We start from the raw sequence: 24783 nt of genomic DNA on the forward strand, positions 1-24783 counted from the left end.
GGCAGAAGTCTCCGAGGATGTCGTAAACTTCACAAGTGAAAAACGGATCTTTCCCGCCTTATTTCGTGGAAGGATTCCTATAAATTTCGGATTTTCAAAAACACGAACCTGGAAACATATATACAATTAGCAAATATAATCATAGATATGAAATCCTTTCTAAAAAAAACAAAATCAGGCTTTGGAAAAAATGGAAAGGCATTCGATGAAACCTACTGGTCCGAGATATACGGGAACGGACTGGATGTAGACGGATCGTATAACGCCAAACAACACGCTCAGTATTTACATACTTTGTTCCAACTAATGGAGATTCCCGTGTATAAAATAGCTGACTTCGGATTTGGCAAGGCGATTCTGTTAAGGGAATTCGTTCGTAGTTTTGCGCCTGTTAAAGTATTTGCGGTGGATGCTTCGAAAGACGCTTATGAAGATCTTTTAAAAAAGGATTGGGTGAAAAAATCGGACAAATTTCACATTTATCATTCCCCTTTGGAATCTTTTCAGTTGGCAAAATTGGAAAGAGAGCCTGTGGAGCTTGGAATTTGCAACTCAGTGATTCAATACCTTCCCGATTCCGCATTGGATCATTTGTTGGAAAAATTGGCCAAGTATTGCAGTTATCTTTATTTTACCGTTCCGACAAAAGAAGATTATGCGGTGATGAAAAAGGAAATGAACTTCATAGATCCTTATGCTTACCAGAGATCCGCAAAACAATATCGCAAATTATTGTCCCGTGACTTTGAAATTGTAAGCTATAATCTTCTGCAAAGCAAATGGTTGGGCGAAAAAGGTTTTAAAGAGGAAGTATTTCGAATTTAAGTTTGAACAATTAGTTTCCGGCTCTGTCCAAAATACGGAATTTGTTCACACTAAATAACCCCGACGTCAAAGTATTTTGTCTCTTGAAATGGGTTCTCCCCGATCAGTATCTTATTCTTTCGATAAAGGATAAAGAAGCGGCTGAATAATTTATTTACTCAAAGCCTATCTTTAGACAGTGTTACAGAATATAGGAATTTAATATGAAATCCAAAGCTTATTCCTATCTGGTTTTCATTTGTTTTTTTTACTCCTGTATTCCTGCGCTTGATCGCAGCCCTCTGGAGGTTTTGAGTTACCTGCGCCTTGGACCGAAAGATTCTTCCTCCCATTCTATTGGCGGAGTGGTTTCTGGATTGGACTCCAATACAAGTATTACATTAACGAACGCAGGCGAAGCTATTACGCTTAACTCCGATCAAAACTTTTCCTTTCCTACAAAATTGAAAACGGCGATGAATTATTCCGTAGAAATGACGGTGAATTCCGCGTCCGGACTTACTTGTTCCATCGCAAACAATGCAGGAACTGTGCAAACTACTGATATCACAAATGTCAGCGTTACCTGTGGTTTGGGTCCTGATTATTACGAAGTAGGTGTGAATGTTACCGGTTTAACGGGGACCTTTCAGGTTCAAAATAATGCAGGCAATACAAAGAGCATCACTTCTTCGGGACTTAATAAATTTACAACGAGAATCAGAACAGGGAGTGCTTATAGTGTTTCGATTCTAACTCAACCACCGGGACAACATTGTTCCTTTGAAGATTTTACGCTCTCCGTCGGGACGATACCAAGTGCCAATGTGACTATCTTTATCAACTGTCAGACGGGCTACTTGTTGGCAGGAGCTTTGCACAGTGTTGCCAGTTCGGATTTGGGAACTTCGCTTCAAGAAAGGCTCACTTTCGTCCGCACTGTGGCAGGTTCTTTTCCTACAAATGTAGGCGGGCCGGGGCCCGCTTTTGCTTACACTGATGGCCCTGCTTCTACTGCGAGATTCTCCGTTCCCACTGGAATTACAACTGACGGAAGTTATATCTATGTTGCAGATTATTCCAATCATCTCATTCGCAAGATCAGTATATCTACGGGAGTGGTTTCTACTGTTGCGGGAGGAAATACGGGAGGAGGGGTGACTTGTCCCGGGGCGACTACAGTCAATTGTTTGGACGGTGTAGGAACTGCTGCAAGATTTTACAATCCGATCGGTCTGACTACAGACGGAACAAATCTTTATGTGAATGATTATTTGGGACATCGCGTTCGGAAGATTTTACTTGCAACGGGTAACGTGAGTACGATCACAGGAACCGGAAATGCCGGAGCTGCGGACGGAACAGGAACGGCCGCCAGTTTCAATTCCCCAACCTCACTCGCTATCTATGACAACCATTTATATATTGTAGACAGATCGAACTTTACTATTCGAAAAATGAATCTTACCACGTCGGTTGTAACTACAATAGCAGGTTCTGCAGGAATTTCCAGCCACCAAGACAATGTGATCGGGACAAATGCAAGATTTATAATTCCTACAAGTGTTGCTGCATTTAACGGATATTTATATGTTTCGGATATAGGCGGGCATAGAATCCGGCGGGTTGAACTTTCTTCCGGTAATTATGCCGTCACAACCATTGCAGGGAACGGAGTAGGTGCCACTAAGGACGGAATAGGAACCACCGCACAATTTTTCGACCCGGCAGGGATTGTCACGGACGGAACGGATTTGCTTATCGCTGAATTTTCAGGCCGTACGATCAGACATTTGCGTTTGTCCGATAACAAAGTTACCACCGTGGCTGGAAACATAGCAGGTGGTTATGCGGATAATGCAGGAACCAACGGACTTATGAACGAGATCGGTTATATAACGACTGACGGATTGAATATTTATTTTACAGATCAAACCAACGGGTCGATCCGTCGTTTGGAACCTTCCATGATCGCCAAATATACGTTTGATGGTAATGCGAATGACAGCGTAGGCTCCAATCATGGAGGTCTCGTCGGAACACCTGCACTTGCTTCGGATGAGAATGGAAACACTACAGGTGCCTATGATCTGAACGGAGCTTCGCAATACGTTAACACATCAGCACTCACAACAACGGACACAATCAACCTTACCATTTCCGCCTGGGTATTTCACCGAGGTTCCCCATCCACTCAGTTTATATTTTATAATGGAACTGGAAATACGAATGGATATGGACTTACCATCAATGCGACTACGAATTCGTTAAGTGTCTCCCTGGGTGGAGTCGGTGCGACTTCAGGTACGGCACTTGGAATTCCTTTGCATACTTGGACTCATGTCGCTTTGGTTCGTAATGGAATCAATTGGGAAATTTATATCAATGGCAAGGCACAGGGTGTTGCTTATACTGTGAATCCGATCGCACTTACGGGAAGTTTTAAAGTGGGGGATAGTGGAGGTGGGTATTATCTCAACGGTAAAGTGTCCGATGTTAGATTTTTCAAAGGAGCTTTGGACGAAGCTTCCCTTCAGAAACTGGCGACCCAAGTACCTTCCGGGTTAGTTGCCTATTATCCGTTTACGTCTAACCTAAATGACTTGAGCGGCAATGGAAATCATCTGAGTTTAAGCACAGGAGTAACAACGTACGTCAATGACCGTTTTGGCCAAACCATTTCGGCACTGAATATGAATGGAAGCACCCATTTTGAAAAGGCATCACCCGTGGGAATTCCTACTGGCAATTCGTCCAGAACCAATTGTGCTTGGGCAAAAACAAATTCAGTAGCAGGACAAAACATTGTAAGTTACGGAGTTGCTACTGTGGACAACGCAAACGGTATTTTCGTAAACGGAGCTAATATACTAAACTACGCTTTAGCTGACGATCTTTTCGGAGAACATAACAATATATTACACAGATGGATCCATATTTGCGGAACCTACGACGGGACAACTGCTTCCATTTATTTCAATGGAGTGTTTGTTTCTTCTTCTCCGAAACCATTGTGGCTTACCAGCCCTTCCACTGTTTTGCGAATTGGTACGAGGGTGGATGTGTTGGAACATTTCTCCGGAATTCTTGATGATATTAGAATCTACAATCGGGTTTTATCTTTAAATGAAATCCGTGCGATGAGCGGATATTATCCCGCACAAGTCGCCGGCCTTCAATTCCATTTGCAGGCGGATTCTTTTAGCGCAGGACCCGTCACTTCCTGGGTGGATACCAGTCCGAATAATATTTCCGGCAACGGAGGAAATGCACTGACTTCCTTTGTGGGAACATTCAACTGGATCGCGACTGGAATCAATTCCAAACCGGCAGTTCAATTTACGGGAACTCCCGGAGAATATCTTTCCAAGACAACAGCACCTTATTATGGTCTGAGCTCGGATGATTTTTCTTTTTTTATCGTCCAAACAAGAGGAGCCACTACAGGTACACAAACGGCTGTTAATCTAGGTCCGGCGACAGGGGGAAAACAATTTTATTTCGATGATCCGGTCGGACTCAGTTGCAATACAGGTGTTCCCGTCGCTTCCACTTTCGCACTTCATAATGCAGGAACCGCTTGTCTTGCGAGAAGTAACACTGGCTTTAGCACTCTCGGGCAAGGCAGAATCTTTTCCATGCATTACGATTCGGTTTCCGCAATCACCAGTCCGTTTTATTGGGATACGAACGGCGCGGAAGGGGTTACGATTCCACCGCTAAATACTTTTACCGCTCCGAGCGCCGGTGTATTGACTGGAATTTATATCGGGAGTTTGCCCGCAGGTCTGCAACCATATAACGGAAATATTGCGGAAGTCTTATATTTCAACCGTGTATTGACTGCCACCGAGAGGGATCAAGTCCACTGCTATCTGAGCGCAAAATATAATATCCGTGTGGCAAATGACTGCCAATAAGCAGTTAAACGCTGGCTCCCATAATCAAAGTTTGGCGCCCTCCCTGCGGGACCGGGCTACTTCGGGCTCCGCTAACGCTGCGGTCGCATGCGACCAAGCCCTACGTATCCCTGGTCGGGAGATCTAGCTAAAATTCGGATACAATCGAAGTTTGAGTGGCAAAAAGGCGAACTTATTTGAATAAAATTTTTATAAAAAGGAACATCACTTCACAAGTTGAAGGTGATATGATAAAAGGAATGCATTGGGTGGCGGGAGGTTAACCACCCGTAGATCAGCTGCGCTGATGGTTCTTCGAACACTTCTCCGCTTCTATTGACACAGAGAAGGGGGAATACCAAAATCCCATCTTATAAAGAAAGACTACTTCGAACAAAAAGAAAAGATACGAGTGTCTCACGATCCTAACGTAGATAAAGTATCTCTCTACTCTTAAAAGCAAGTGAGATGTTTCTCGCGGTGGCGAAGCCATGGATGGCTGAAGCTTTTTCGTCGGAACAGGATGTTCCGCGAAAAAGAGCGGGAAGCATCGAACGCTTGTAACTATACTATCGAAATCCAATCTCCCTCGCTCACACTAAAAACTTCCTCACTGTTTTCGAAATTTTCGTCTCCTAAGATAGTCTAAATACCAAAGGAAGTTTCATGTCACGTTTTCTTGTTTTTATTTCGGTTTTTACATTGATTTTGGGAAGCGGTTATTCATATACGGGAGTGCGCCTGGTCCAAGGTCTGGGCATCACCGGTTTGAACCTCGCGCTGTTTTGGATTCTGATTGTTTCACTTGTGTTGATCATTCCTGTTTCTTATTTTTTCAGTCAGACGGTAAATAAGGAAAAATACCAATCCATCTTATCGTATATCGCATTTACCAGCCTGGGATTTTTTACGATTCTCTTTTCTTTGGTTCTTTTGAAAGATATCACTACTCTCGGTATTTACGTCTTAAATCCGGTTGTCGGTTTGATTTCCCCCGACTTTTCCTTTACTGAAACTTTTTCTTTTTTGCCTAAGTGGAGTTATACGAACTATGCATTTGCATTAGGAACTATCGGTGCAGCGGGAACTCTCACAGGTGTGGGATTTTTCCAGGCACATCGTAGACTAAAAACAATTCATGTGGAGATTCCCGTATCAGGACTTCATCAGGACCTGGATGGATTTACCATTGTGCAAATTTCAGATATCCATATAGGACCGACGATCAAAGGAAAATTTCTCACTCATGTCGTGGAAAGGGTAAATCGTTTGAATCCTGATTTTGTTGCGATCACAGGAGATTTGGTCGACGGGAGTGTTGCGAGTTTAAAAGGTCATATCCTGCCTTTGAAGGATTTAAGATCGACTTACGGTAGTTATTTTATTACTGGCAATCATGAATATTATTCGGGAGTTCTTTCCTGGATCGGAGAAGTGGAAAAATTAGGGATCCATGTTTTGCTAAATGAAAACCGCCTGATTAAACATAAATCCGCAACTCTTACAATCGCCGGTGTGACGGATTTGAAAGCGGGTAGTATTCTACCGGAACACAAAACCGATCCGAAAAAGGCCATCATAGGAGGGGAAAATTCCGATTTCAAAGTTTTGTTAGCCCATCAACCGGACAGCATCAAAGAAGCATCGCAGTACGGATATGACCTTCAATTGTCTGGTCACACTCACGGAGGACAGTACTTCCCCGGAAATATAGTGATTTATCTGGCTCAGAAGTTTGTGGCGGGACTCCATCGTTATAAAGAAATGTGGTTATATGTTAGTCGGGGAACGGGTTATTGGGGTCCTCCGCTTCGTTTGGGAGCGCCTTCTGAGATTACAAAATTGACTTTGCGAAAGGCATAGTCCCGTTAATTTCGGATTTCCGCATGGATTTGTTGTCTTTGAACTATGTTTTATTTTCCGTCTTGGATTACCCGATCAGTCTTCTGGAATGTTTGGGCATCGTATCTGGTATTTTTTGCGTTTATTATGCATCCGTCGATCGGATTATCACTTGGCCCATCGGGATCTTCAATTCGATCTGTTTTTTCTTTTTATTCTACCAAGTACATCTTTATTCGGATATGTTGCTTCAGATTTATTTTTTTGCTTCCAGTATCTACGGTTGGATCTATTGGAAAAAAAGAAAGGGAGTTAAACCTCCTATAACGGACTTAAGTTGGAAAGTCAGGAGTTATTTGATTCTCTCCATTTTGGCTTTCAGTTTTCTTTTGGGTGAGCTTACAAAAAAACTTCCTATTTTCCTTCCCGCTTATTTTACAGAACCTCCATCCTTTCCTTATTGGGACGCCTTCACTACAGTAGCAAGCGTTATTGCCAATTTTCTTTTGGCAAGGCGGGTTGCCGAATCTTGGTACATCTGGATCAGTGTGGATGTGGTTTGTATTGTTCTTTATTATCTGAAAGACATTCGTTTGGTAACGATAGAGTATTTTGTTTTTTTAGTGATCGCGGTCTACGGATCTTATATCTGGTACAAAGAATCACGTACTGTCGCTTTTACAACATCAAATAACGAAGCATAAGGCGAAGTTATCCGTTGTTGTTGGCATTAATCAAATAGAGTTTTCTCTTTTTCTATAATTCTTTTAATTTGCAAGTTTAGTAATAGTACAGGATATTTTTTTCTGAACTCTTGAGAGCGCTTGTTCGAAGCCTCGCCGATAATTTCAATGCTTCTGACAAATGCTCGCTTAAGAACATCATCTGACAAAAAAGATCTTCAAGCATAAAGATAAGATTCATGTAGTTGTCAAAATTCTTCTTACCGGATTTGAAGGTCACTAAAAAGTCAAGCCGATTGTGATCCTAGCCCGCGTTTCGTTTGATTTTATCCGCCACAAATGCTTTGTACTCGGGAGAACCGAAACTTACATCCAATCTTATGATTTCCGGAGCTATATAAGGATGATGTTTCATAATGTATTCTTCAATGGCAGTATAATGTTCCGCTTTCGCTTTGATCAGGATTTTGTTTTCCGTATCTACTGTAATTTTTCCATCCCACATATAGAGCAGTTCCACTTCCGGGAAAATGGTCGCCGAAGTAATGATTCCTCGTTCCAACATCACTGTTAGATGTTCTTCCGCCATATCACGGTCCCCTATTGTGGTAAATACTAAAATATCTTCTGTTGCCATAATTCCTCTTTTCCAATCGTTACAGGAATCAATCTTTTGAAAAGCCGTATTCCATTTCTTCGGATTGGTCTCCCACAGAATTCAACCGAACGATGGAACTTTCTTCCATTTCTCTAGCTAAGTCGAATTGAAAGCCGCTTGTTTTCAAACCTGTACTGCCGGGAGTCCATTTTCCTCCGTACTGTTTAGTTACCTTATCATTCACTTTTAAAATCGCAGTAAAATCCTGGTTGGAACCTGTGATCGCAAGTGATAGGTTTTGCGGTCCTAACTTGGGATCCCAATATAGGCCTGACCAATTGCCCAGAAAAGTTTTTGGAATCTCATCCAGGCTTAAGGCTCTCTTTTTTACCAAACCCGGTTCCTTGTTGAGAAACACGGATACTGCATTGGAATCTTTTGATTCCGATCCGAATTCCGATTTGGATCTTACGGAATATAAAAACAAATCGCCGGGACTTCCCGGAAAGTTTTCGGAAAACTTTGTCAGTTTGCCTGATACTTGAATGAGAAATTGAAAGTCCGAATTCTTACCTTTGGAGTTGGAATTAACCTGTTTTCTGTAAATATAATACTCATTAGAGTCTTTGACCGGGTTCCATTTCAAAAGAACTTTCTTTTCTTTTTGGTTGATTTCGGCTGTTACATTTTCGGGAGGAGGGAGGATCGCTCCTGCGGATCTTTTGGAAAGTTCCGGATCGATATGTCCGAAAGCAAATTCACTCGGTTCCGCATAGCCTGTATTATTTGCTGCAATGACTGTATAGGCAAAGGAAGCTCCATCCCGAATCTGGGGGTCCCCGTCTTCATAGCTTGCCTTTTCCGTGTCGAAAGGCCCGGAAGGATCTCCCGCTTCATTGAAGCGGTAAATAAAATAAGTCGTCGCTCCGGGTGCGGAATTCCAACTCAACTTGATTCGGTCGGAATATTCCCCTGCGGAAGCAGTCAGGTCGGTAACCTGACTTGGAGTTACTTCCGTGTTTGCCACATCCACTCCCAAACTATCGCTCCAATCTCCCACCTTAGAACCGTTTACCGTCGCACTCACCCGATAGGAATTTGTTTTCTCTACAACAGGGGACGGATCTATGAAACCGGTTGATTTCACTTTACCGATCGTTTTCCATTTTCTGGTATTTTCAATTCTGGACACCCAATACCCGTTGGCGCCTTCGATGGCAGACCAACTGAGGGAAACTTTGGGAGAGCCGTTGGCTAAATATGCTTTGGCAGTCAGTCCGACTACTTTTCCCAATTTTCCTTGGTTGTTCGGTACAGCGGCGGTAAATCCTTCCACATCTTTGGAAGGAGAAGATCTTTCTTCGCTTGAGATCGAAATGATTCTATAGATGTAAGTCGAGTCCGGGCTGACATTTGAATCGGCAAATGTAGGTAAATTCGAATATGCTAAATCTGTATATTTGCTTTCCCCGCTGTCTTTTCTTTGAATAAGATAGGATACTGCACTGTCGCTTGCAAGCCAAGTCAGGACGATCATGGAATCGAATTCTCCCCGGGAAGCTTTGATATCCATAGGAGGACTCAACGGTTTTATAACGGGAGAAACTACCGTAGGCTGCTCTTGGATTGTGGTTTTCGGATTATCTATCAGCGCATAAGTTTCCTGTCCTACTTTGGCAAGCATTGCATATGAGATCCATCCGAAACCTTTGTCTCCCCAATCTTCTCCCCAGGAGTTTTGTATTTTAAATGCTCCCTTTTTTCCTGATTTGGAAGTTTTGGAATCATCATAGCCCACTATGGTCATCGCATGACCGCCGTAACTCTGTCCGCTGTTGGAATCGTAAACTTCGGATCCTTTCAGTTTGTAAAAACCGTCATCAATGATAATTCCGAATAACACCACATTGCCACCGGCAAGCACCCGTTTGATTTCGTCCGGATTTTTGAAATTCAATCTTGAAAAGGACCGGATTTTGTAATTCAACGCTTCTTTTTTTGCAGATTCATTCGGTTGGGTTCTATAATCTTTGTCGGAATAAGGCATGCTGCTCCAGGGAACTACTCCGTTTGCTTGTAAAAACTCCAAAGTTTTATAATAATAAAGTCCCGCGTCTTTTCCCCCGTTCTGCTGGTTGTAAATAAATGCCGGAGAAAAAACATTATCACCTTTCCCTCCTTTGAAAGGAGGATCATACTTCGAAGATTTTCCACCGGTAGCCAAATAGGATTTGATCGCATAACCGGTTGCCCACGCAACACAGCTGTTTTGTTGTCCTTGGCTTCCCACGGGAGGCATTTTGGAAGAGAGATCCGCTTTGGAAGGAAGCTCGTCGAAATTATTAAAATCTCTTTTTAAAGGAATGGAATCTTGGATTTCTTTCGGAGTGGGCAAATACCCGCAATTGAAAACTCCGGGTTTGCAATCGGAGGACCGAACGGAACTAGGATCAAATGTCCCTTCGGAGAATAGGGGAGTAAAAGAAATAAGTAAATAAGCAAAGAGGAAAGCTGGTGCTCGTAAAAATGCGGATTTTAACGGATTTGCCTGTTGTGTTTGTTTCATAATTCGATCCTCTTCATTATTTGAATGATTTCTTTTTTCTTTTTGAATTCTTTCTTTTCTAAATCTTTTAATACGTAAAAAAAACGAGACTTCCTTGTTCCGACTCGGATGGAAAAAAAATTATAACTGATTCCTGTGATTTTTTTTTGGGGAGTGATTTCATAAGTAAAACTGAGTGCGTCCTTTCGGAGGAGATCATCTAATAATTTTGCATATGTGTTTTGATTGATTCTTTTTGTTATTTCCGTCGGTTCTGATTTTTGGTTTGTTTCCTTTCTTGAAAAAAAGAAACCTTTTGCATTTGCTTCGATTCTAATTTGTTTTGCATAATGAAATTCCGGGGCAACAGGTCCTGAAGTTTCATCCCAAATGACTTCCGCTGTTTTCCAATGACCTTGTTTTGTTTTCAGCTCGGAAGGAATCATTGAAGTTTTGGGAGAGGCAAACAGACTGGAGATGGAAAATATAAATAAGAAAAAAACGAATCGGTGAACGCAATGAATGAGTTTTGAAATTTCTTTACTGAATATTAAATTTTTCATTGGGGTGAAGAAAACGAGCCCAATCGTACATAGTGTTTCAGTATTTGCAATATTTTTCCGGTAAGATTGATAATTTCTTAAACAGGAAAAATGAAATTAAGTGGATGTACTATCTTCTTCTTTTTTGGTAAAGTAGGATTGAATTCCTTCCTGGAATTTATCTAGAATCCCTGATTGTTTTACAGTTCTTCCCACTCTTTGCCAAAAATGAATTTTTTCTTGGAATTCTTTCCATTCCAATTTCAGATCCAGGCGACGGATTTTAAGTAACATTCGAAGCTCTTCCATATTCATATCCTTCGGATCTTTTTCGGAATAACGTTCGTGGTCTTTGAGTGGGTTGAACATGGATTGACCGATTTATTTTTTCTGTTTTAAAACCAATTCAACAAGTGCAAATGCGATGATAAAAAATAAAATCCCGGTGCCTAAGCTTGCCAAAATGGGATCACCGTTTGACAGAAACTTTTGCAAGCTAAGGAAAATCGCATAAGAAAAATAGAGTAGTGCGATAAATATAAAAAATAAGGCGGAAAAAATCCAGATAGAAGAAAAGATCAGATTCCTAAGGAATACGCTTACATTCTTTTGGATGTAAATTGCCATAACCTCCCAATAAGCCACAAGCTTATCCAGGAGGTCGTAAAAAGCACCTTTGAGTCCTCCTTTTTTGCGAGGACCCTTGCTGGTGTTAGATGTTCGTGATTGTGAGTGATTTGCCAAAATTTACTTTTTTTTGAAAAACCAGCCCAAGGCGAGCCCAAGGCCAAGACCAACACCAAAACCGATCACTGCCGCTTTTTGAGGATTTTCTTTTACATAAGTTCCTACATTGTCTATGACTTCTTTGGCGCGTATGCTTGCTTCTTCGCTTGCTTTGCCCAATTTTTGTTTGATGTCTGATACTTGTTCCATGTACTTCTCCTTGGCTCTACGCTCAATTTCCTTGGCTTTTTTCTCGTATAACTTAATTTCGTCGATTAAGTTTTTTTGCGATTTTGACTCTTCCATACTCAATCAGGGACAACAATATTTTCATAATTATCGGTAAAACGATAACCGATTCCCCAAATAGTTTCAATCCATTCCGGTTGTGCGGAATTTTTTTCCAGTTTGGAACGGATTCGTTTGATATGACTGTCGATCATCCTTTCAAAACCATCCCATTCCACACCCCAAACGGACTCCAGAATCATCTCACGAGAAAAAACTTTGCCGGGTGAGCCAGCTAATAGTTGTAAAATGTCGAATTCTTTGCGGGAGATATTGATGATGTTTTCATTTAACGTGACACGACGTCTGATGGAATCAATCTTGAGTGCGCCTCGCATGATTTCCCCAGCCTGACCCACGTTAGGTTTGATCCCGATCTTCTTATCCCATCTGCGAAAGAATACATCAACTCTGGTTTTCAATTCCCGTACTGAGAAAGGTTTGGTGATATAATCGTCCGCACCAAGTTCCAGTCCCATAATCCGATCAATCTCCTCTGTTCGAGCAGAAAGAATAAAGATAGGAGTGCTTTCGTCTGACTTTCGAATGGTACGACATATATCCATTCCATCAATGTCCGGTAAGGATAAATCCAAAATCACCAAATCTGGATGATTTGATTTATAAAATTTTAACCCTTCCTCACCATTTTCATACATGGCGGTCGTATAATGCGCTGAATCGAGAGATTTACGGATCAAATTGCCAATGTCCGGATCATCCTCTATTACCAAGATATTTTTCATATTTTTCCCTTGAAGTTCTATCTTAATTTGGTTCTTCTGGGAGAAAAAAAAAGTAAAAAATTCAATGGAAACGCAAAGAGAACCAAAATCATGGGCAATGCTCGCTATCTTCGGCCCGAAGCTTCGTCCGGAGGAGATTTCAGAGCGATTGGCCATAGAGCCGGATTACTTTCATAGCCGTGACACAAAAGACATACAAAATGAACCGTTAGAACCCCATTGGCAGCTCAACTCCAAACTAAGTCCCGATTCTCCTTTGAATGATCATATTTGGGAATTGCTGAAAAGAGTGGCATCTGTCCGACGTGAATTGAAAGAAATTACTTCCAAATATGACGCATGCTTTTATGCATCCGTGGAATTCGCAAGTCCCGATACGAAAGGAATTCGATTGGAAAAGAGAATTATGCTCTTGTTAGGTGAGCTTGGGATCAACCTGGAAATTCTTCCCTGGGAAGGAGAGGATTTTCGAATTTAGTCCGAAGCATCCCGTCTCTTGTCTGAAAAAACAATCGGGTCATTCCGAATCTTTGTAAAAAATAATAAGAGGAAAAAGGGAGTCCCTGTAAAACCAATACTCTTTTTTTTGCACGAAGGTCTTTCGCCAATCTTAGGATCTGAGTTAGAAAAGACAGAGGGATATAATTCAAGCTTGAAACATCCAATTGAATGTGGGAACGGGTTTGAAAAAAAAGCATGGCAATGATGGAGGAAGTTTCTTCTTCTACCGCAGTATCAAACTCTTTGGATTGAATTTGAATTTCATATGCGTTTTCAATTTCACGAACAGACAAATATTTTGTGTTCTTAGCCACGGTTAAAGGATGTATCGGAGACTTCGTTTTATGGAAATCAAAAAATATGTTTTTTGATTATTTTACCCTTTGTATTTTCGAACCTTAATGGTTTACCGGAATCATTGTTTATTAAAAAGTAATATTTTTATGAAGCCTATCCCATTCGAAAATCAGATTTTACGATCCCGTTTTTTAAGATCTACCAGATCCTTTTTGGAAGAATCCGGATTTTTGGAGATGGATACTCCTTGTTTTAAACCGGTAGTGGGAATGGAACCGTATTTGGATCCTTTTCTTGTTTCTTCTCCCGATGGAAGAGAAAAAGGATATTTGATCACTTCCCCCGAATATTCTCTCAAACAATCGTTAGCAAATGGATTGGAGCGGATTTATGAAATCACCCATACATTTCGTTCGGGAGAAGAGGGCAGTCCTTATCATAGTGCTGAGTTTTTGATGTTGGAACTATATGTGAAGGGCTGGAACGATAAGGACTTGAGAGATTTCAGCAAAGAATATTTCAAAAGATTGGGTTCTGATTTTTCGGAATTACAAGTTGCGGATTTTTTGACCGGGGATTCTTCCTATGAAGAAATTTCAGTGGATGATATTGTAAAGACACATACGAAACGAGGATTGTCTCGCAAGGAATTGATTGAGACGATATTCGATCATCGTTTGACTTCAGCAAAGGAAGATGAGCTTGTTACCTGGCAGTATGAAGATCTTTTCTTTTTGGTTTTTTTGAATTTAGTAGAACCAAAATTAGGTGATAAGATTGTTTTTCTTTACGATTATCCTCCGGAATGCGCGGCATTGGCAAAAATCGTAGACGGAAAGGCAAAACGATTCGAAATCTATTGGTCCGGTCTGGAATTGGCAAATGCATTTTGGGAATTGACTGATTCGAAAGAGCAAAGAAGCCGATTTATCGAAGAACAAACATTAAGAGAAGGATTGGGCAAAGAGATATTTCCCATAGACGAAGATTTTTTGTTTTCGTTGGAATCGGGAAAATTTCCCGATTCTTCCGGGATCTCTCTCGGACTGGATCGGATTTTCATGAGACTGGTCGGAGGAGAAGGACTAAAGAGTTTTAGTCCGTATTACGGATGATTCCTTTCCTGTTATACAATCTAAGTTTAAAATTTCACTTTGTCGCAAGGCTCGTCTCTGTAAGAACCTGAACTCCGGATAATGTATCTTTTACGGGACAGATCCGATTGGATATCTATCTTGTATCGGTGCATATAAGGAAACCAAAACTCCCAGACAACTTGCAAGTCCACCTAGCACTAATTCTACTGGGTTCGGTCCTTGGTCCGTTCCGCCTAAGATCTCCGGTTCGTCAATGACCCATTTGCGGTGGCGGGATTGAAGGTCTAATTTTAACCCTTCTAAAATTTACGAACTCACCCCGCAAGAGGGATGCGAAGGGCGCGGGAGCGGTCGCCGCAGGGCGACCGAAGCGAACGCGAAGCCCGGAGCCAGCCCGGCCCCAAACGAAAGTTTGGGGACTTGCCCAATCTGTCCGATCAAAAAGTTGAAGAATCCGATCGGATAAAATTCGACTTTGTGATTATCTTAATAACATCTTCCGCCGGAAGTGATGTCTACCGACCAAGAGCCGCTTGCATCTTTTACGAGCATAAAGTCAATGTCTTTGCATTGAACGGTTCCTTCCGCATTTGTGCGGTCTACGTCTCCTTCGTAACGGTAAAATCCACCACTCGAACCTTTGTTAAATGTTCCATCGTCAATCAGGATTTTGGACCATGTGTATTCGGGATATTTGGAAGCGAATGCCTGGAGTGCAAGTTCTTTCACCTTAGGCTTGCTAGGTGCTTTGTCTTCCGCCCCTGCGAGAGTTTTCACATTTCCCACACCGATTTCTGAGAATACCCAAGACTTTCCTTTTTGAGTATAATTGGCTCCTGCTTCGTATTCCCGGCTTGTACCTTTTTTGGAAGCAACTACCTGGAAAGGAACTTTCAGTTTTCTTTCTATGAGTTTTCCTTTTTTATCCGTTTTCTCAAGAATCACAGGATCTCCCGCAGACTGAAGAGATTCAATGGTTTCTCCCGGATAGGTCTTCGACCATTTTGCACGTAGATCTTTTTCGGCTTGTTCCGCTTCGATGAAATCAGGGGTTCCGGAATTCACTTGGGCCAAAAGGGAAAGAGAAACAAGAAGGATGGGAATGGAAATTTTAAGATGGGTTTTCATAATGTAATCCGAAATACTACAACTCTTGAGCAAGGTATGCAAGAAATAAATTACCATCTTTGTTCTGGACAAGGAAGGAATTTATGATAGGTTTTCTTTTCATGAAAAAACCAGTTTATCTTGTACTTGCCGTTTTTTTTTCCTTTGGGTTGTCTGCGCAAAATTTGACCCCTAGGCCGGAGGTAGTAATTCCTTCTGCGCCTTTATCCATTGCAGAATTCGAATCTTTGCAAACAAATCTTGCCAAAACTCCGGAAGGAGCCGCGTCACTTATGGTAATTGCCATCCATCTTTATGGAAAGGACCAAACTCTTGGCAACCAAACACTCATTAGTTCCATTCTGATTAAAAACAGACAAAAATCAAACAAACCTACCGCTTACAAGGGAGAGGATTTGGGAAATAGAGACAGATATCTGGTCGGTCAATTGGATAAATACAAGATGTTGGCAAATGCATACTTCAAAGGTTCTGAGCCGTCTAACGGATATTCTCCGAGTATACCATTGACTGTGGAAACATTTACAAATCCTTATTCCGGCGAAGAATCCTCCGGTAGGATCAAACTTTTTGTAGCTACAAGAGGTGCCGCGAGCTTTCGTCCGATTACAGTTGAGAAGGATAGTGATGGACTTTGGAGAGCAAAGGAATTCAGTTCTCTTTGTGTGGGTATGATGCCTGCCAAATAAGGAAGGAATGAATCCAAAAAAAAATTGGTTCGAGAGTCATTTCAAAACTACAATCATCATCTTCGTCATAATTATTTCCTTGGTTACTGTCGGAGCGGTGGAGCTTGCTTTAAGTAAATTATTCGGATTAGGAAATCCGGTTCTCTATGACAATAGTCCGATATACGGATTCCGCCCCATGCCCAACCAGAAACTGCAAAGATTTTTGGGAGCTGAATTGGTATTTAATAATTTGGGACTCCGTTCTACAGAGGACTGGGACAAAGAGAAAAAAAATAAGATCTTGTTTTTGGGAGATTCGGTCACTTACGGAGGATCTTATATCTCCAATGGAGAGCTGTTCAGTCATCTGGTATTCCAAGATCGCAAAGATTATGTATCCGGAAATGCAGCTGTCAATACCTGGGGTGTAGAGAACATTCATGCACTCATCGTAGAAGAAGAATTTTTGCCAGCCAACTATTATATCACTGCCTTGATTGAAGATGATTTTTACCGCGGGCTTGTCCGTTTGCAGGGACTTCCTTATTATAATACCGAGCCTGGTTCCGCTTGGGCGGAGTTATTTCATTATTTCGCCTATACTCAAAATAACAAACGTTATCTGCCATGGCAAAGTCTTGTCACGGAAGAACATATAACAAATATTATATTGAAGTCGGTTTTGAAATTGAAATCCATGGATGTTTTTCTAAAAGCAAAAGGATATAAACATAAAATTTTTATCCTTCCCACCCGTAATCAAGTTGTAAAAAAATCTTCCAAAGACCCGAAAATTCAAAATCTGATTTCGGAAAATAAACTGGAAGTTGTTTATTTGCTGGATGAGTTGCAGGAATCGGAAGGAGGAAATCTGTTTCATGACGAAGTTCATGTCACAAAAGAAGGGCATAAAATTTATGCACAGATCCTTTCTCGGAAATTAACCGGGTTTTTGCCTGATAAGTAAGCGTTCTGTCGGCTATACAAATGAGTGAAGGAATTGTATTTTTTTAACAAAGCATTCGCCCGGATTTTCAAAAATAAATTTGAGAATTCCTTCATGTTCAAAAAAAAGAGAGGAGAAATTATCAATAAATAGTGATTCTAGCGGAATCTAGGAGATTTTCTCAATGAAGAAATCAATTTCACTTATTCTCTCTATTGCCGCTTTAGCGGCATTTGTAGCATGTAGCTCAGGTCCTAAAAAAGAAGCGCCTGTAGCAGTTACCGGCAAAGGAACTGTATCCGTTCTTAAAGAAGGCGGATTTGTTATCGAGTCGGAAGGTAAAAAATATGCAGTGTCCAACCCTGACAAATTGGACAAAAAATTCAAAAAAGACAAAGCTAAAATCGAGTTCGCAGGAAATGCAACAGGTGAAGCTTTAGAAATCACTACTGCAAAGTAGGATTTTGGAAAACCCCGGGTTCGCTCGGGGTTTTTTTGTTTTTACATTTCTTTTTTTGTTCTTATAGTGAGTCCATGGACTCAATTCTTTTTTTAAAATCCGCTTCTATCTTCTATCACATCGGTTTTGCCATCTTTCATATTTTCTTTTGGAAGATATTCTCTTGGAAAAAGTCCTTACAAAAAATCAATATTGCCGACAAGGCCATATTACAAATTTTGAATCTATGTTTGATTCTGGTATTCTTCTTCTTTGCAAGTCTTATGTATTGGATTCCTACGGAAGTCCTCGAATCAAATTTCGGACTTTTGATCGTAGGTTTTATACTTCTGTTTTGGGCTTTACGATTTATATACCAGTTTATTTTTTTACCGCAAAATAATCGTTTGGTGCTTGGTTTGAATTTGATTTTCTTTTTGGGGATTTTGATCCACTCTGTCTTTTTTTGGAATCTTCTTTAACTTTGCCATTCGATTACTACTTTTCCGAAATGTTGCCCGCTTCGTAAATAGGCAAAGGCTTCCGGCACTTCGTCCCAACCGAAGGATTTGTCCACGACAGGTTTCATTTTGTTTTGAGAAATGGCGGAATTCATTCTTTCAAAATCCGCTTTACTTCCCACGATCACTCCCTGGACTTTCACACCTTGCATAAGTATGGGATAGAGGGATAAAGTCGATTCACCACCAGCTAACACTCCGATCAGCGCAATGGTTCCGTAAGGGCGTACTGCCATCATGGATTTTGGCAGAGTTCCCGCTCCTCCCACTTCAATGATCAAATCCGCTCCTTTCATATCGGTGTGTTTACGGACATCTCTTTCCCAATTGGAACGGGTAGAATAATTGATACCTTCGTCGGCACCCAGTTTTTTGGCACGGGCCAATTTTTCATCGCTGGACGATGTTACTATGACTTTTGCACCTAACATCTTTGCAAATTGTAATGCAAATAAGGAAACTCCACCGGTTCCAAGGGTAAGAACCGTGCTTCCGGGTTCGATCCCTCCGAATGTAACGACTGCGTTGTAAGCAGTAAGCCCGGCACATCCCAATGTTGCCGCTTCGGCATCGGTAAGATGTTCAGGAGTTTTTACCAGGCCTTGCGCATCGAATACCCTGTATTCCATCAAACAACCATCATTCGGTCCTCCCAATGTACTGCGTAAACTGTCCATATCGGGAATTCCATCCTGCCAGCTCTGTGCAAAAATAGGAATGACTCTATCTCCTGTTTTCCACTTTTTTACATTTGTTCCTACGGATTCCACAACTCCGGCTCCATCCGAACAAGGAACAAGAGGAAGTTTTTGTCTGGGATTGTACTGTCCGATGGCCATTAGATAATCGCGGTAATTGAGTGAAGTAGCTGTTAGTCGGACTAAAACTTCGTTCGGGCCGATGTTTTCAGGCACGACTCTGTCTTTTATTTTCAGATTTTCCAAACCAAAACCGTCTGCGATTTCCCAAACTCTGTTTCTGATTGCCATTAAGATTCCTTATAAAAATTCACTGGTCAAATTTTGCATTCACTGATAGTCTTTGTCCAGATAGTTTTATTTGAATTAGAGGATGAGATGAAAGATTTTTGGAACAATAGGGTGGTAGTGATCACCGGTGCGTCGAGCGGGATAGGTCTTGCTCTCCTTGAAAATTTAAGTCGTTACCCTTGTGAAATTTTTGCACTTGCCAGAAGAGCAAATGATATTGAAGATCCGCCGTCAAAACATCCCGCTTGCAAGATCATTCGTATCGGTGTGGATTTGCAAGATACATCTTCCGTGTTGGATGCACTTGCTATTTTGCATTCACATACATCCGGTGGTGTGGACGTTCTTTTTAATAATGCAGGGATCACAGCTCACGGACGTTTTGATGAATTGTCTTTGGAGGTGTATCGCAAAACGTTCGCTACGAATTTTTTCGGTCCCATCCAACTCATCCAAGGTCTTCTCGGAGGACTGAAAAAAGCCAAAGGAGTGGTAGTGACTACTTCTACGGTGTCCGCTTTGTACGGAGTGCCGGGACGCGCGGCGTATTCTTCTTCCAAATCCGCTTTGCATGCCGCAATGGAATCTATGCGTATCGAATTAAAAGAAGAGGGTGTCCGTTCTTCTTTGGTATGTGTTCCTTATACGGAAACCAATCTGCGCAAATCAGGATTGGATGTTAAAGGAAACGTATTGGATGAGGGACAGGCGAAGGCTAAATTAAAAACTCCTAAGGAAGTAGCTTTCCTACTGATGAAAGTGGCGAAAGACAAAGAGGCAAGGCTTGTAACTTTTGATTTTTCCGGATCTTTTATGAAATGGATGAGAAATCTCGCCCCTGGAATTTTGGAAAAAATTCTATATAAAAAACTTTATCACGACTTTCATTAAACCGGAGCTCGTCTAAGTTCGCAAGAGGTTTGGATTGAATCCTTTTGTGAACTCATATATAACAGCTGTTTCATTCTCTTGTTTCTTCATGTCTTTGATGTGGTTTTGGGGTAAGTCTCGGAACAATTATGCAGTCATTGACGTGGGTTGGGGACTGGTGATAGCCGGAATCGCTTCTATTTTTGCCGCTCTGGGAAACGGAACCGTTTATGCCAAACTTGCCATCCTTGTTCCTGTTTGGATTTGGGCGATTCGCCTTTCGGGATTTTTATATTGGACTCGCATTCGCACAGGACACCCTGAAGACAAAAGATACTCTGATTTCCGCAATGATTATGGAGATTGGGTGCATCGAAAGTTTTTTACCAATGTATTTTTACTCCAAGGATTTCTGGCATTGTTACTTTCCGGTCCTTTTATTGTCGCATCCGAATGGCAATGGAATCCGTCTTCTTTCGAATTTGTATTTCCTGCTACAGGCGGGATTTTGTTTTTGATCGGAGTCTTCGGAGAAGGTTTGGCGGACAAACAATTGCATTCATTTTTGGAGGCGCCGACTAACAAGGGAAAATTGTGCAATGTAGGACTTTGGAAATACAGTCGTCATCCCAATTATTTTTTTGAATGGGTGATTTGGCTCGGGATAGGCATCATTCCTCTAGCAAGCGGTTTTCGTTGGGCTCCGGTTTCTTTATTCTCTCCTCTTGTCATGTTTGTTTTGCTTCGGTTCATATCCGGAGTTCCTTTTGCGGAAAAATCTTCTTTGTCATCCAAAGGAAATATTTTTCGGGGGTATCAGAAAACAACCAATGCTTTTTTCCCCTGGTTCCCGAAGGAAAGTTAAACAAATCAATTTTCGGATCATAATTCAAATACAAAGGAAAATTCTTTGAACATCAATTCACTTCTCGAAAAAGATTTATTCCCCGATTGGCTGATTCGAATTCGCATTCGCCAACTTCTTGATATGCGATTGAAACAGGAAGTGAAAGGCGATGCGGAAAAACAATTAGCACATAAATTGAATTATGTGAAGGAATTGAAAAATTCCCCGATCGCAGTTCATACACATGATGCAAACGAACAACATTATGAAGTCCCGAGCGAATTTTTCACTTATGTGATGGGACCGCGTATGAAATATTCTTCGGGATACTGGCCGACGGCCGAGACTAGCTTTTCCGAATCGGAAGAAACGATGCTCGCTTTGACGGTTGAACGTGCCGAGTTGAAGGACGGAATGAAAGTATTGGATTTGGGTTGCGGCTGGGGATCTGTTTCCCTCTATGTAGCCGAAAAATTTCCCAAGTGCAAAGTAACAGGGGTATCGAATTCCCTAAGCCAGAAAAAATTCATTGAGGCCCGCGCGAAAGAAAGAGGTTTGAAAAATATAACCATTCTTACTCAAGATATGAATGTGTTTACCACAAAGGAAAGGTTCGATCGGATCATTTCCGTGGAAATGTTGGAACATATGAAAAACTATGAACTGTTATTTGAAAGATTGTCCAAGTTTCTGGTGAACGACGGTAAATTCTTTGTGCATATATTCACTCATAAAACTTTTGCTTATCCGTTTGAAGTAGTGGATGATACGGATTGGATGGCGAAGTATTTTTTCACCGGCGGACAGATGCCTTCGGATGATTTGTTTTTGTACTTTCAGAAGGATTTTCTAATTGAAAAACATTGGGTAGTGAACGGTACCAATTATGCTAAGACGAGTGAAGCGTGGTATGAAAATCTATTGAAGAATAAAGAGAAGGTAATAGAAATCTTGGAGAAAACACACGGCGAGAAGAACAAAACCAAATGGTTTGTCTATTGGAAAGTATTCTTTCTCGCCTGTGCCGAACTATGGGCTTATCGAAATGGAGAAGAGTGGCTGGTCAGCCACTACTTATTTCGAAAACGCTGAGGTTTGCCTCCGCGATCCCCACCGGATTTAGAAGCAGGGGTTGATCTGGATGATCCGCTACCGCTGCTTCTTCCACCGTAAGAAGAACCACCGGAACTGTTGGATCTGCCGCCTCGGCTTCCTCCACCTGTTCCTCCTCGTCGTTTTGCACCACCGCTACCACCGGAAGGAGCAGATTCATTCCACTCGGAAGGTAGTTTCCCGATTTTCTCAGGCCCTGAAATTTTTACTCTATCAAGGATTTGAGAAAGGATTTTCAGAGAGACATCTTTTGAGTCTTGAGATTCGGAAAGTTTAGCAAAAAGAGCTTCCGCTTCTTCGTTGATTTCCGTTTCCAAAAGCTTAGTGATGAAATCTTCACTTCTTTTAGCTTGGACTTCCTTTTTGGTAGGAAGGGCAGCAATTGTAAGTCCTGTTCCGGAAGTACCTTTCAATCTGTGTAAAGCTCTGGATTCTCTCGTTGTTACAAGAGTGATCGCTTTACCGGTTTTTCCTGCACGGCCTGTTCTTCCGATTCTATGCGTATAACTTTCGCTATCGAAAGGAAGATGAAAGTTGATCACTAGAGATAGGTCTTTTACATCTAATCCACGTGCCGCAACATCGGTCGCTACAAGAATTCTGATTCTGCCGTCATGAAGACTTTTCAAAACCAACTCACGTTGTTTTTGGCTTAAGTCACCGTGAAGTGCTTCCACAGGGTATCCTTTGAATCCGAGATTCGCTTTTAGATCGTCGGCTTCTTTTTTAGTTTTAGTAAAAATGATCGCCTTATACGTGTTTTCGTAATCTAAAATACGAACTACTGCATTGTCTCTTTCTTGTTCATCGATGATGTAATACACTTGTTCGATGTTTTTCGAAGATTTTTCGGTCGCTGCAATTTTTACATGCGCGGGTTGGTTGAGGTATCTGCCTGCTAGTTTTTTGATAGCATCCGGCATCGTAGCCGAAAACAGGAGAGTTTGTCTTTCTGCAGGAAGAAATCCGAAAATGGATTCGATATCTTCCAAAAATCCCATATCCAACATTTCATCCGCTTCATCGAGGATGACCATATTAGGTTTGAAATTTTTTAACTCTTTGCCCTTGAGTAGATCCAATAATCTACCAGGAGTTGCCACGGCAACTTGTGCACCTTTGGTGACTTGGGAGATTTGTTTGGAATAAGATGCACCACCATAGATAGTAGTGGTTTTGATCCCGACGTTTTTACCTAAGCGGTAAAGCTCGTCTGATACTTGGAGGGCAAGTTCTCTTGTTGGTGTCAAAACGAGAACTTGCATACCGCTTTTCACATCTATGCGATTTAAGCATGGAAGTCCATAAGCTGCGGTTTTACCGGTTCCTGTTTGTGCCTGTGCTATCAGGTCTTTTCCTTCGAGAACGAGAGGCATGGCCTGCCGTTGTATGGGGCTTGGCGTCTGGAAACCAGCTTCTTCAATCCCCGAAAGGAGCTCTGGGCGAAATCCAAAGGATTGGAAGTCGTTACCGGGCTCGGTTTGATTCGTTGTCATGAAAATAGGATACGATAAAAAAACGCCTTTAAAAAGAAAGGTAAAAATAGGAAAAAGTCCAGATCAGCGCCGACCAACGCCAAGCTCGCTGTCTAATTTTTGTATGCATAATTTAGATCTATTGCCTTCCAAGCTGAGGATTGTCTTATTTTTACTGATTGGTTATTTCACTTCGTGTGGAATCATAGCAGGGCCTGAAACGGAGAAAGCAACGTTTGCAGGGGGGTGTTTTTGGTGTATGGAGCCTCCTTTCGAGGTTTTGCCGGGGGTAGTCAGCGTAATATCAGGTTATACCGGCGGGAAGGAAAAAGATCCTAGTTATGAAGAGGTTTCCAGTGGATACACGGGCCATAGGGAAGCGATTCAAATTACCTACGACCCGAAACAAATTTCTTATGAAACTCTTTTAGAAGTTTTTTGGAGAAATATCGATCCAACTGACCCGGATGGTCAATTCGTGGATCGGGGAAGCCAATACAAAACTGGTATTTTTTACCATAATCCGGATCAGAAAAAAGCAGCTGAAAAATCATTGCTTGCGTTAACAAAACGTAAATTGTTTAAGAAAAAAATCGTAACGGAAGTGATAGGGTTTGATCGGTTTTATCCTGCGGAAGGATATCATCAGGATTTTTATAAAAAAGATCCGTCGCAATACAAAAGTTATCGTTCCGGGTCGGGCAGAGATCAATTCATCGAGTCTGTTTGGGGAAAGGAAAAAACCGTTCGTTTTTTAAAACCATCTCTTGATGAAATTCAAAAAAAACTTTCCAGCTTGCAGTTTGAAGTGACTCAAAAAGACGGAACGGAGCCTCCCTTTGAAAATGAATACTGGGATAATCATAAAGAAGGAATCTATGTAGATCGTGTTACAGGCGAACCGTTGTTTAGTTCCGTTGATAAATTTGAGTCAGGTACCGGTTGGCCTAGTTTTACCCGGCCTTTAGTAGCAGCATATGTAGTGATGAAAACGGATTCTTCGCATGGAATGGTTCGTTCCGAAGTGAGAAGCAAGTATGGTAATTCTCATTTGGGTCATGTGTTTGATGACGGGCCGAAGCCCACAGGGCTTCGCTATTGTATCAATTCGGCTTCTTTGAAATTTATTCCCAAAGAAGATTTGGAAAAGGCCGGTTATCCTGAATTCCGTAGACAGTTCAGTGATCCAGCCGGATCAAAAGTTAATTAAGAAAAG

25 protein-coding genes and 2 pseudogenes are annotated in these 24783 nt (G+C 41.5%); 15 read left to right on the forward strand and 12 right to left on the reverse strand.

Features of this window, described 5'->3' with window-relative positions; all coding sequences use genetic code 11:
- Positions 1 to 147: 147 nt before the first annotated feature.
- The 4 genes from EHS11_RS00985 to pnuC all read left to right on the forward strand — a co-directional run bounded on the left by EHS11_RS00985 (position 148) and on the right by pnuC (position 7249).
- Positions 148 to 825 (forward strand): class I SAM-dependent methyltransferase, encoded by a 678-nt coding sequence (locus EHS11_RS00985; RefSeq protein ID WP_135762547.1) that lies wholly within the window; start codon positions 148 to 150, stop codon positions 823 to 825.
- Between the two features lie 203 nt (positions 826 to 1028).
- Positions 1029 to 4724, forward strand: a complete 3696-nt coding sequence (locus EHS11_RS00990) for a LamG-like jellyroll fold domain-containing protein (RefSeq protein ID WP_135762548.1) — start codon at positions 1029 to 1031, stop codon at positions 4722 to 4724.
- Positions 4725 to 5369: 645 nt separating this feature from the next.
- Complete coding sequence (locus EHS11_RS00995; RefSeq protein ID WP_135762549.1) at positions 5370 to 6566, forward strand: metallophosphoesterase; 1197 nt, start codon at positions 5370 to 5372, stop codon at positions 6564 to 6566.
- Positions 6567 to 6604: 38 nt separating this feature from the next.
- Positions 6605 to 7249 carry a nicotinamide riboside transporter PnuC gene (gene pnuC / locus EHS11_RS01000; RefSeq protein ID WP_342775406.1) on the forward strand — a complete coding sequence of 215 codons (645 nt, stop codon included), beginning with the start codon at positions 6605 to 6607 and terminating at the stop codon, positions 7247 to 7249.
- A 136-nt stretch (positions 7250 to 7385) separates the two neighbouring features.
- On the opposite strand, the pseudogene EHS11_RS20440 reads toward pnuC, so the two are convergent.
- The 8 genes and pseudogenes from EHS11_RS20440 to EHS11_RS01040 form a co-directional block, all read right to left on the reverse strand.
- Positions 7386 to 7520 (reverse strand): annotated as a pseudogene (locus EHS11_RS20440) (nucleotidyltransferase family protein); the annotation flags it as partial.
- Positions 7521 to 7532: 12 nt separating this feature from the next.
- Positions 7533 to 7865, reverse strand: coding sequence for a divalent-cation tolerance protein CutA (gene cutA / locus EHS11_RS01010; protein ID WP_135762551.1), 333 nt, complete (start codon positions 7863 to 7865; stop codon positions 7533 to 7535).
- Positions 7866 to 7893: 28 nt separating this feature from the next.
- The gene (locus tag EHS11_RS01015; RefSeq protein ID WP_135762552.1) at positions 7894 to 10392 is read right to left on the reverse strand and encodes a C1 family peptidase; all 2499 of its coding nucleotides are present in this window, start codon (positions 10390 to 10392) and stop codon (positions 7894 to 7896) included.
- Positions 10389 to 10934: a hypothetical protein gene (locus tag EHS11_RS01020; protein WP_135762553.1), complete on the reverse strand. Its 546-nt coding sequence runs from the start codon at positions 10932 to 10934 to the stop codon at positions 10389 to 10391. The genes EHS11_RS01015 and EHS11_RS01020 overlap by 4 nt, the downstream gene beginning before the upstream one ends.
- A 96-nt stretch (positions 10935 to 11030) precedes the next feature.
- The gene (locus EHS11_RS01025; protein WP_135762554.1) at positions 11031 to 11282 is read right to left on the reverse strand and encodes a hypothetical protein; all 252 of its coding nucleotides are present in this window, start codon (positions 11280 to 11282) and stop codon (positions 11031 to 11033) included.
- A 12-nt stretch (positions 11283 to 11294) separates the two neighbouring features.
- Positions 11295 to 11657 carry an LBF_4227 family protein gene (locus EHS11_RS01030; RefSeq protein WP_135762555.1) on the reverse strand — a complete coding sequence of 121 codons (363 nt, stop codon included), beginning with the start codon at positions 11655 to 11657 and terminating at the stop codon, positions 11295 to 11297.
- Between the two features lie 3 nt (positions 11658 to 11660).
- Positions 11661 to 11945, reverse strand: a complete 285-nt coding sequence (locus EHS11_RS01035) for a DUF883 family protein (RefSeq protein ID WP_135762556.1) — start codon at positions 11943 to 11945, stop codon at positions 11661 to 11663.
- Positions 11946 to 11947: 2 nt separating this feature from the next.
- The gene (locus tag EHS11_RS01040; RefSeq protein ID WP_135762557.1) at positions 11948 to 12673 is read right to left on the reverse strand and encodes a response regulator transcription factor; all 726 of its coding nucleotides are present in this window, start codon (positions 12671 to 12673) and stop codon (positions 11948 to 11950) included.
- A 64-nt stretch (positions 12674 to 12737) separates the two neighbouring features.
- Here EHS11_RS01040 and EHS11_RS01045 point away from each other — a divergent pair, with 64 nt between their 5' ends.
- Positions 12738 to 13151: a DUF4279 domain-containing protein gene (locus tag EHS11_RS01045; protein ID WP_135762558.1), complete on the forward strand. Its 414-nt coding sequence runs from the start codon at positions 12738 to 12740 to the stop codon at positions 13149 to 13151.
- On the opposite strand, the gene EHS11_RS01050 is transcribed toward EHS11_RS01045, so the two are convergent.
- On the reverse strand, positions 13105 to 13467 hold the full coding sequence (locus EHS11_RS01050) for an STAS domain-containing protein (protein WP_246047488.1): 363 nt from the start codon (positions 13465 to 13467) through the stop codon (positions 13105 to 13107). The two genes, EHS11_RS01045 and EHS11_RS01050, sit on opposite strands and share 47 nt — an antisense overlap.
- 150 nt (positions 13468 to 13617) lie before the next feature.
- Here EHS11_RS01050 and EHS11_RS01055 point away from each other — a divergent pair, with 150 nt between their 5' ends.
- A complete protein-coding gene (locus EHS11_RS01055) occupies positions 13618 to 14586 on the forward strand; it encodes an amino acid--tRNA ligase-related protein (protein WP_135762560.1) in 969 nt (322 codons plus the stop codon).
- 468 nt (positions 14587 to 15054) lie between these two features.
- On the opposite strand, the gene EHS11_RS01065 is transcribed toward EHS11_RS01055, so the two are convergent.
- Complete coding sequence (locus tag EHS11_RS01065; protein ID WP_135762561.1) at positions 15055 to 15696, reverse strand: hypothetical protein; 642 nt, start codon at positions 15694 to 15696, stop codon at positions 15055 to 15057.
- Positions 15697 to 15797: 101 nt separating this feature from the next.
- On the opposite strand from EHS11_RS01065, the gene EHS11_RS01070 reads away from it, so the two are divergent.
- From EHS11_RS01070 to EHS11_RS01085, 4 genes are all read left to right on the forward strand, one after another.
- Positions 15798 to 16385 carry a DUF6935 domain-containing protein gene (locus EHS11_RS01070; protein ID WP_135762562.1) on the forward strand — a complete coding sequence of 196 codons (588 nt, stop codon included), beginning with the start codon at positions 15798 to 15800 and terminating at the stop codon, positions 16383 to 16385.
- A 7-nt stretch (positions 16386 to 16392) separates the two neighbouring features.
- A complete protein-coding gene (locus EHS11_RS01075) occupies positions 16393 to 17334 on the forward strand; it encodes a hypothetical protein (RefSeq protein ID WP_135762563.1) in 942 nt (313 codons plus the stop codon).
- Between the two features lie 163 nt (positions 17335 to 17497).
- Entirely contained in the window at positions 17498 to 17773 is a 276-nt protein-coding gene (locus tag EHS11_RS01080; RefSeq protein ID WP_135762564.1) for a hypothetical protein, read from the forward strand.
- A gap of 74 nt (positions 17774 to 17847) precedes the next feature.
- Positions 17848 to 18234, forward strand: a complete 387-nt coding sequence (locus EHS11_RS01085; protein ID WP_135762565.1) for a hypothetical protein — start codon at positions 17848 to 17850, stop codon at positions 18232 to 18234.
- Here EHS11_RS01085 and EHS11_RS01090 read toward each other — a convergent pair.
- Positions 18231 to 19262, reverse strand: coding sequence for a zinc-dependent alcohol dehydrogenase family protein (locus tag EHS11_RS01090; protein ID WP_135762566.1), 1032 nt, complete (start codon positions 19260 to 19262; stop codon positions 18231 to 18233). The genes EHS11_RS01085 and EHS11_RS01090 overlap by 4 nt on opposite strands.
- A gap of 87 nt (positions 19263 to 19349) precedes the next feature.
- Between EHS11_RS01090 and EHS11_RS01095 the strand changes: the two genes are divergently transcribed.
- The 3 genes from EHS11_RS01095 (at position 19350) to EHS11_RS01105 (ending at position 22071) form a co-directional block, all read left to right on the forward strand.
- Positions 19350 to 20153, forward strand: a complete 804-nt coding sequence (locus EHS11_RS01095; protein WP_135762567.1) for an SDR family NAD(P)-dependent oxidoreductase — start codon at positions 19350 to 19352, stop codon at positions 20151 to 20153.
- An 88-nt stretch (positions 20154 to 20241) separates the two neighbouring features.
- A complete protein-coding gene (locus tag EHS11_RS01100) occupies positions 20242 to 20997 on the forward strand; it encodes a DUF1295 domain-containing protein (RefSeq protein ID WP_246047489.1) in 756 nt (251 codons plus the stop codon).
- 51 nt (positions 20998 to 21048) lie between these two features.
- Positions 21049 to 22071 carry an SAM-dependent methyltransferase gene (locus tag EHS11_RS01105; RefSeq protein WP_425460523.1) on the forward strand — a complete coding sequence of 341 codons (1023 nt, stop codon included), beginning with the start codon at positions 21049 to 21051 and terminating at the stop codon, positions 22069 to 22071.
- Here EHS11_RS01105 and EHS11_RS01110 read toward each other — a convergent pair.
- Positions 22050 to 23588: a DEAD/DEAH box helicase gene (locus EHS11_RS01110; protein WP_135762570.1), complete on the reverse strand. Its 1539-nt coding sequence runs from the start codon at positions 23586 to 23588 to the stop codon at positions 22050 to 22052. The genes EHS11_RS01105 and EHS11_RS01110 overlap by 22 nt on opposite strands.
- 103 nt (positions 23589 to 23691) lie before the next feature.
- Between EHS11_RS01110 and msrA the strand changes: the two are divergent.
- Positions 23692 to 24294: pseudogene (gene msrA / locus EHS11_RS20370) on the forward strand (peptide-methionine (S)-S-oxide reductase MsrA); the annotation flags it as partial.
- Positions 24283 to 24777: a peptide-methionine (R)-S-oxide reductase MsrB gene (gene msrB, locus EHS11_RS20375; protein ID WP_210413606.1), complete on the forward strand. Its 495-nt coding sequence runs from the start codon at positions 24283 to 24285 to the stop codon at positions 24775 to 24777. The pseudogene msrA and the gene msrB, both read left to right, overlap by 12 nt.
- Positions 24778 to 24783 lie beyond the last annotated feature (6 nt).

The sequence above is a fragment of the Leptospira ilyithenensis genome (genome assembly GCF_004771005.1).
Lineage (GTDB): Bacteria > Spirochaetota > Leptospiria > Leptospirales > Leptospiraceae > Leptospira_A > Leptospira_A ilyithenensis.

Excerpts from the sequence above, each read along its gene's own strand:
- EHS11_RS00985 (WP_135762547.1), top strand. The coding sequence starts at position 148 with ATGAAATCCTTTCTAAAAAAAACAAAATCAGGCTTTGGAAAAAATGGA.
- EHS11_RS00990 (WP_135762548.1), top strand. The coding sequence starts at position 1,029 with ATGAAATCCAAAGCTTATTCCTATCTGGTTTTCATTTGTTTTTTTTAC.
- EHS11_RS00995 (WP_135762549.1), top strand. The coding sequence starts at position 5,370 with ATGTCACGTTTTCTTGTTTTTATTTCGGTTTTTACATTGATTTTGGGA.
- cutA (WP_135762551.1), bottom strand. The coding sequence starts at position 7,865 with ATGGCAACAGAAGATATTTTAGTATTTACCACAATAGGGGACCGTGAT.
- EHS11_RS01015 (WP_135762552.1), bottom strand. The coding sequence starts at position 10,392 with ATGAAACAAACACAACAGGCAAATCCGTTAAAATCCGCATTTTTACGA.
- EHS11_RS01020 (WP_135762553.1), bottom strand. The coding sequence starts at position 10,934 with ATGAAAAATTTAATATTCAGTAAAGAAATTTCAAAACTCATTCATTGC.
- EHS11_RS01025 (WP_135762554.1), bottom strand. The coding sequence starts at position 11,282 with ATGTTCAACCCACTCAAAGACCACGAACGTTATTCCGAAAAAGATCCG.
- EHS11_RS01035 (WP_135762556.1), bottom strand. The coding sequence starts at position 11,945 with ATGGAAGAGTCAAAATCGCAAAAAAACTTAATCGACGAAATTAAGTTA.
- EHS11_RS01040 (WP_135762557.1), bottom strand. The coding sequence starts at position 12,673 with ATGAAAAATATCTTGGTAATAGAGGATGATCCGGACATTGGCAATTTG.
- EHS11_RS01045 (WP_135762558.1), top strand. The coding sequence starts at position 12,738 with ATGGAAACGCAAAGAGAACCAAAATCATGGGCAATGCTCGCTATCTTC.
- EHS11_RS01055 (WP_135762560.1), top strand. The coding sequence starts at position 13,618 with ATGAAGCCTATCCCATTCGAAAATCAGATTTTACGATCCCGTTTTTTA.
- EHS11_RS01065 (WP_135762561.1), bottom strand. The coding sequence starts at position 15,696 with ATGAAAACCCATCTTAAAATTTCCATTCCCATCCTTCTTGTTTCTCTT.
- EHS11_RS01070 (WP_135762562.1), top strand. The coding sequence starts at position 15,798 with ATGAAAAAACCAGTTTATCTTGTACTTGCCGTTTTTTTTTCCTTTGGG.
- EHS11_RS01075 (WP_135762563.1), top strand. The coding sequence starts at position 16,393 with ATGAATCCAAAAAAAAATTGGTTCGAGAGTCATTTCAAAACTACAATC.
- EHS11_RS01080 (WP_135762564.1), top strand. The coding sequence starts at position 17,498 with ATGAAGAAATCAATTTCACTTATTCTCTCTATTGCCGCTTTAGCGGCA.
- EHS11_RS01085 (WP_135762565.1), top strand. The coding sequence starts at position 17,848 with ATGGACTCAATTCTTTTTTTAAAATCCGCTTCTATCTTCTATCACATC.
- EHS11_RS01090 (WP_135762566.1), bottom strand. The coding sequence starts at position 19,262 with ATGGCAATCAGAAACAGAGTTTGGGAAATCGCAGACGGTTTTGGTTTG.
- EHS11_RS01095 (WP_135762567.1), top strand. The coding sequence starts at position 19,350 with ATGAAAGATTTTTGGAACAATAGGGTGGTAGTGATCACCGGTGCGTCG.
- EHS11_RS01100 (WP_246047489.1), top strand. The coding sequence starts at position 20,242 with ATGTCTTTGATGTGGTTTTGGGGTAAGTCTCGGAACAATTATGCAGTC.
- EHS11_RS01110 (WP_135762570.1), bottom strand. The coding sequence starts at position 23,588 with ATGACAACGAATCAAACCGAGCCCGGTAACGACTTCCAATCCTTTGGA.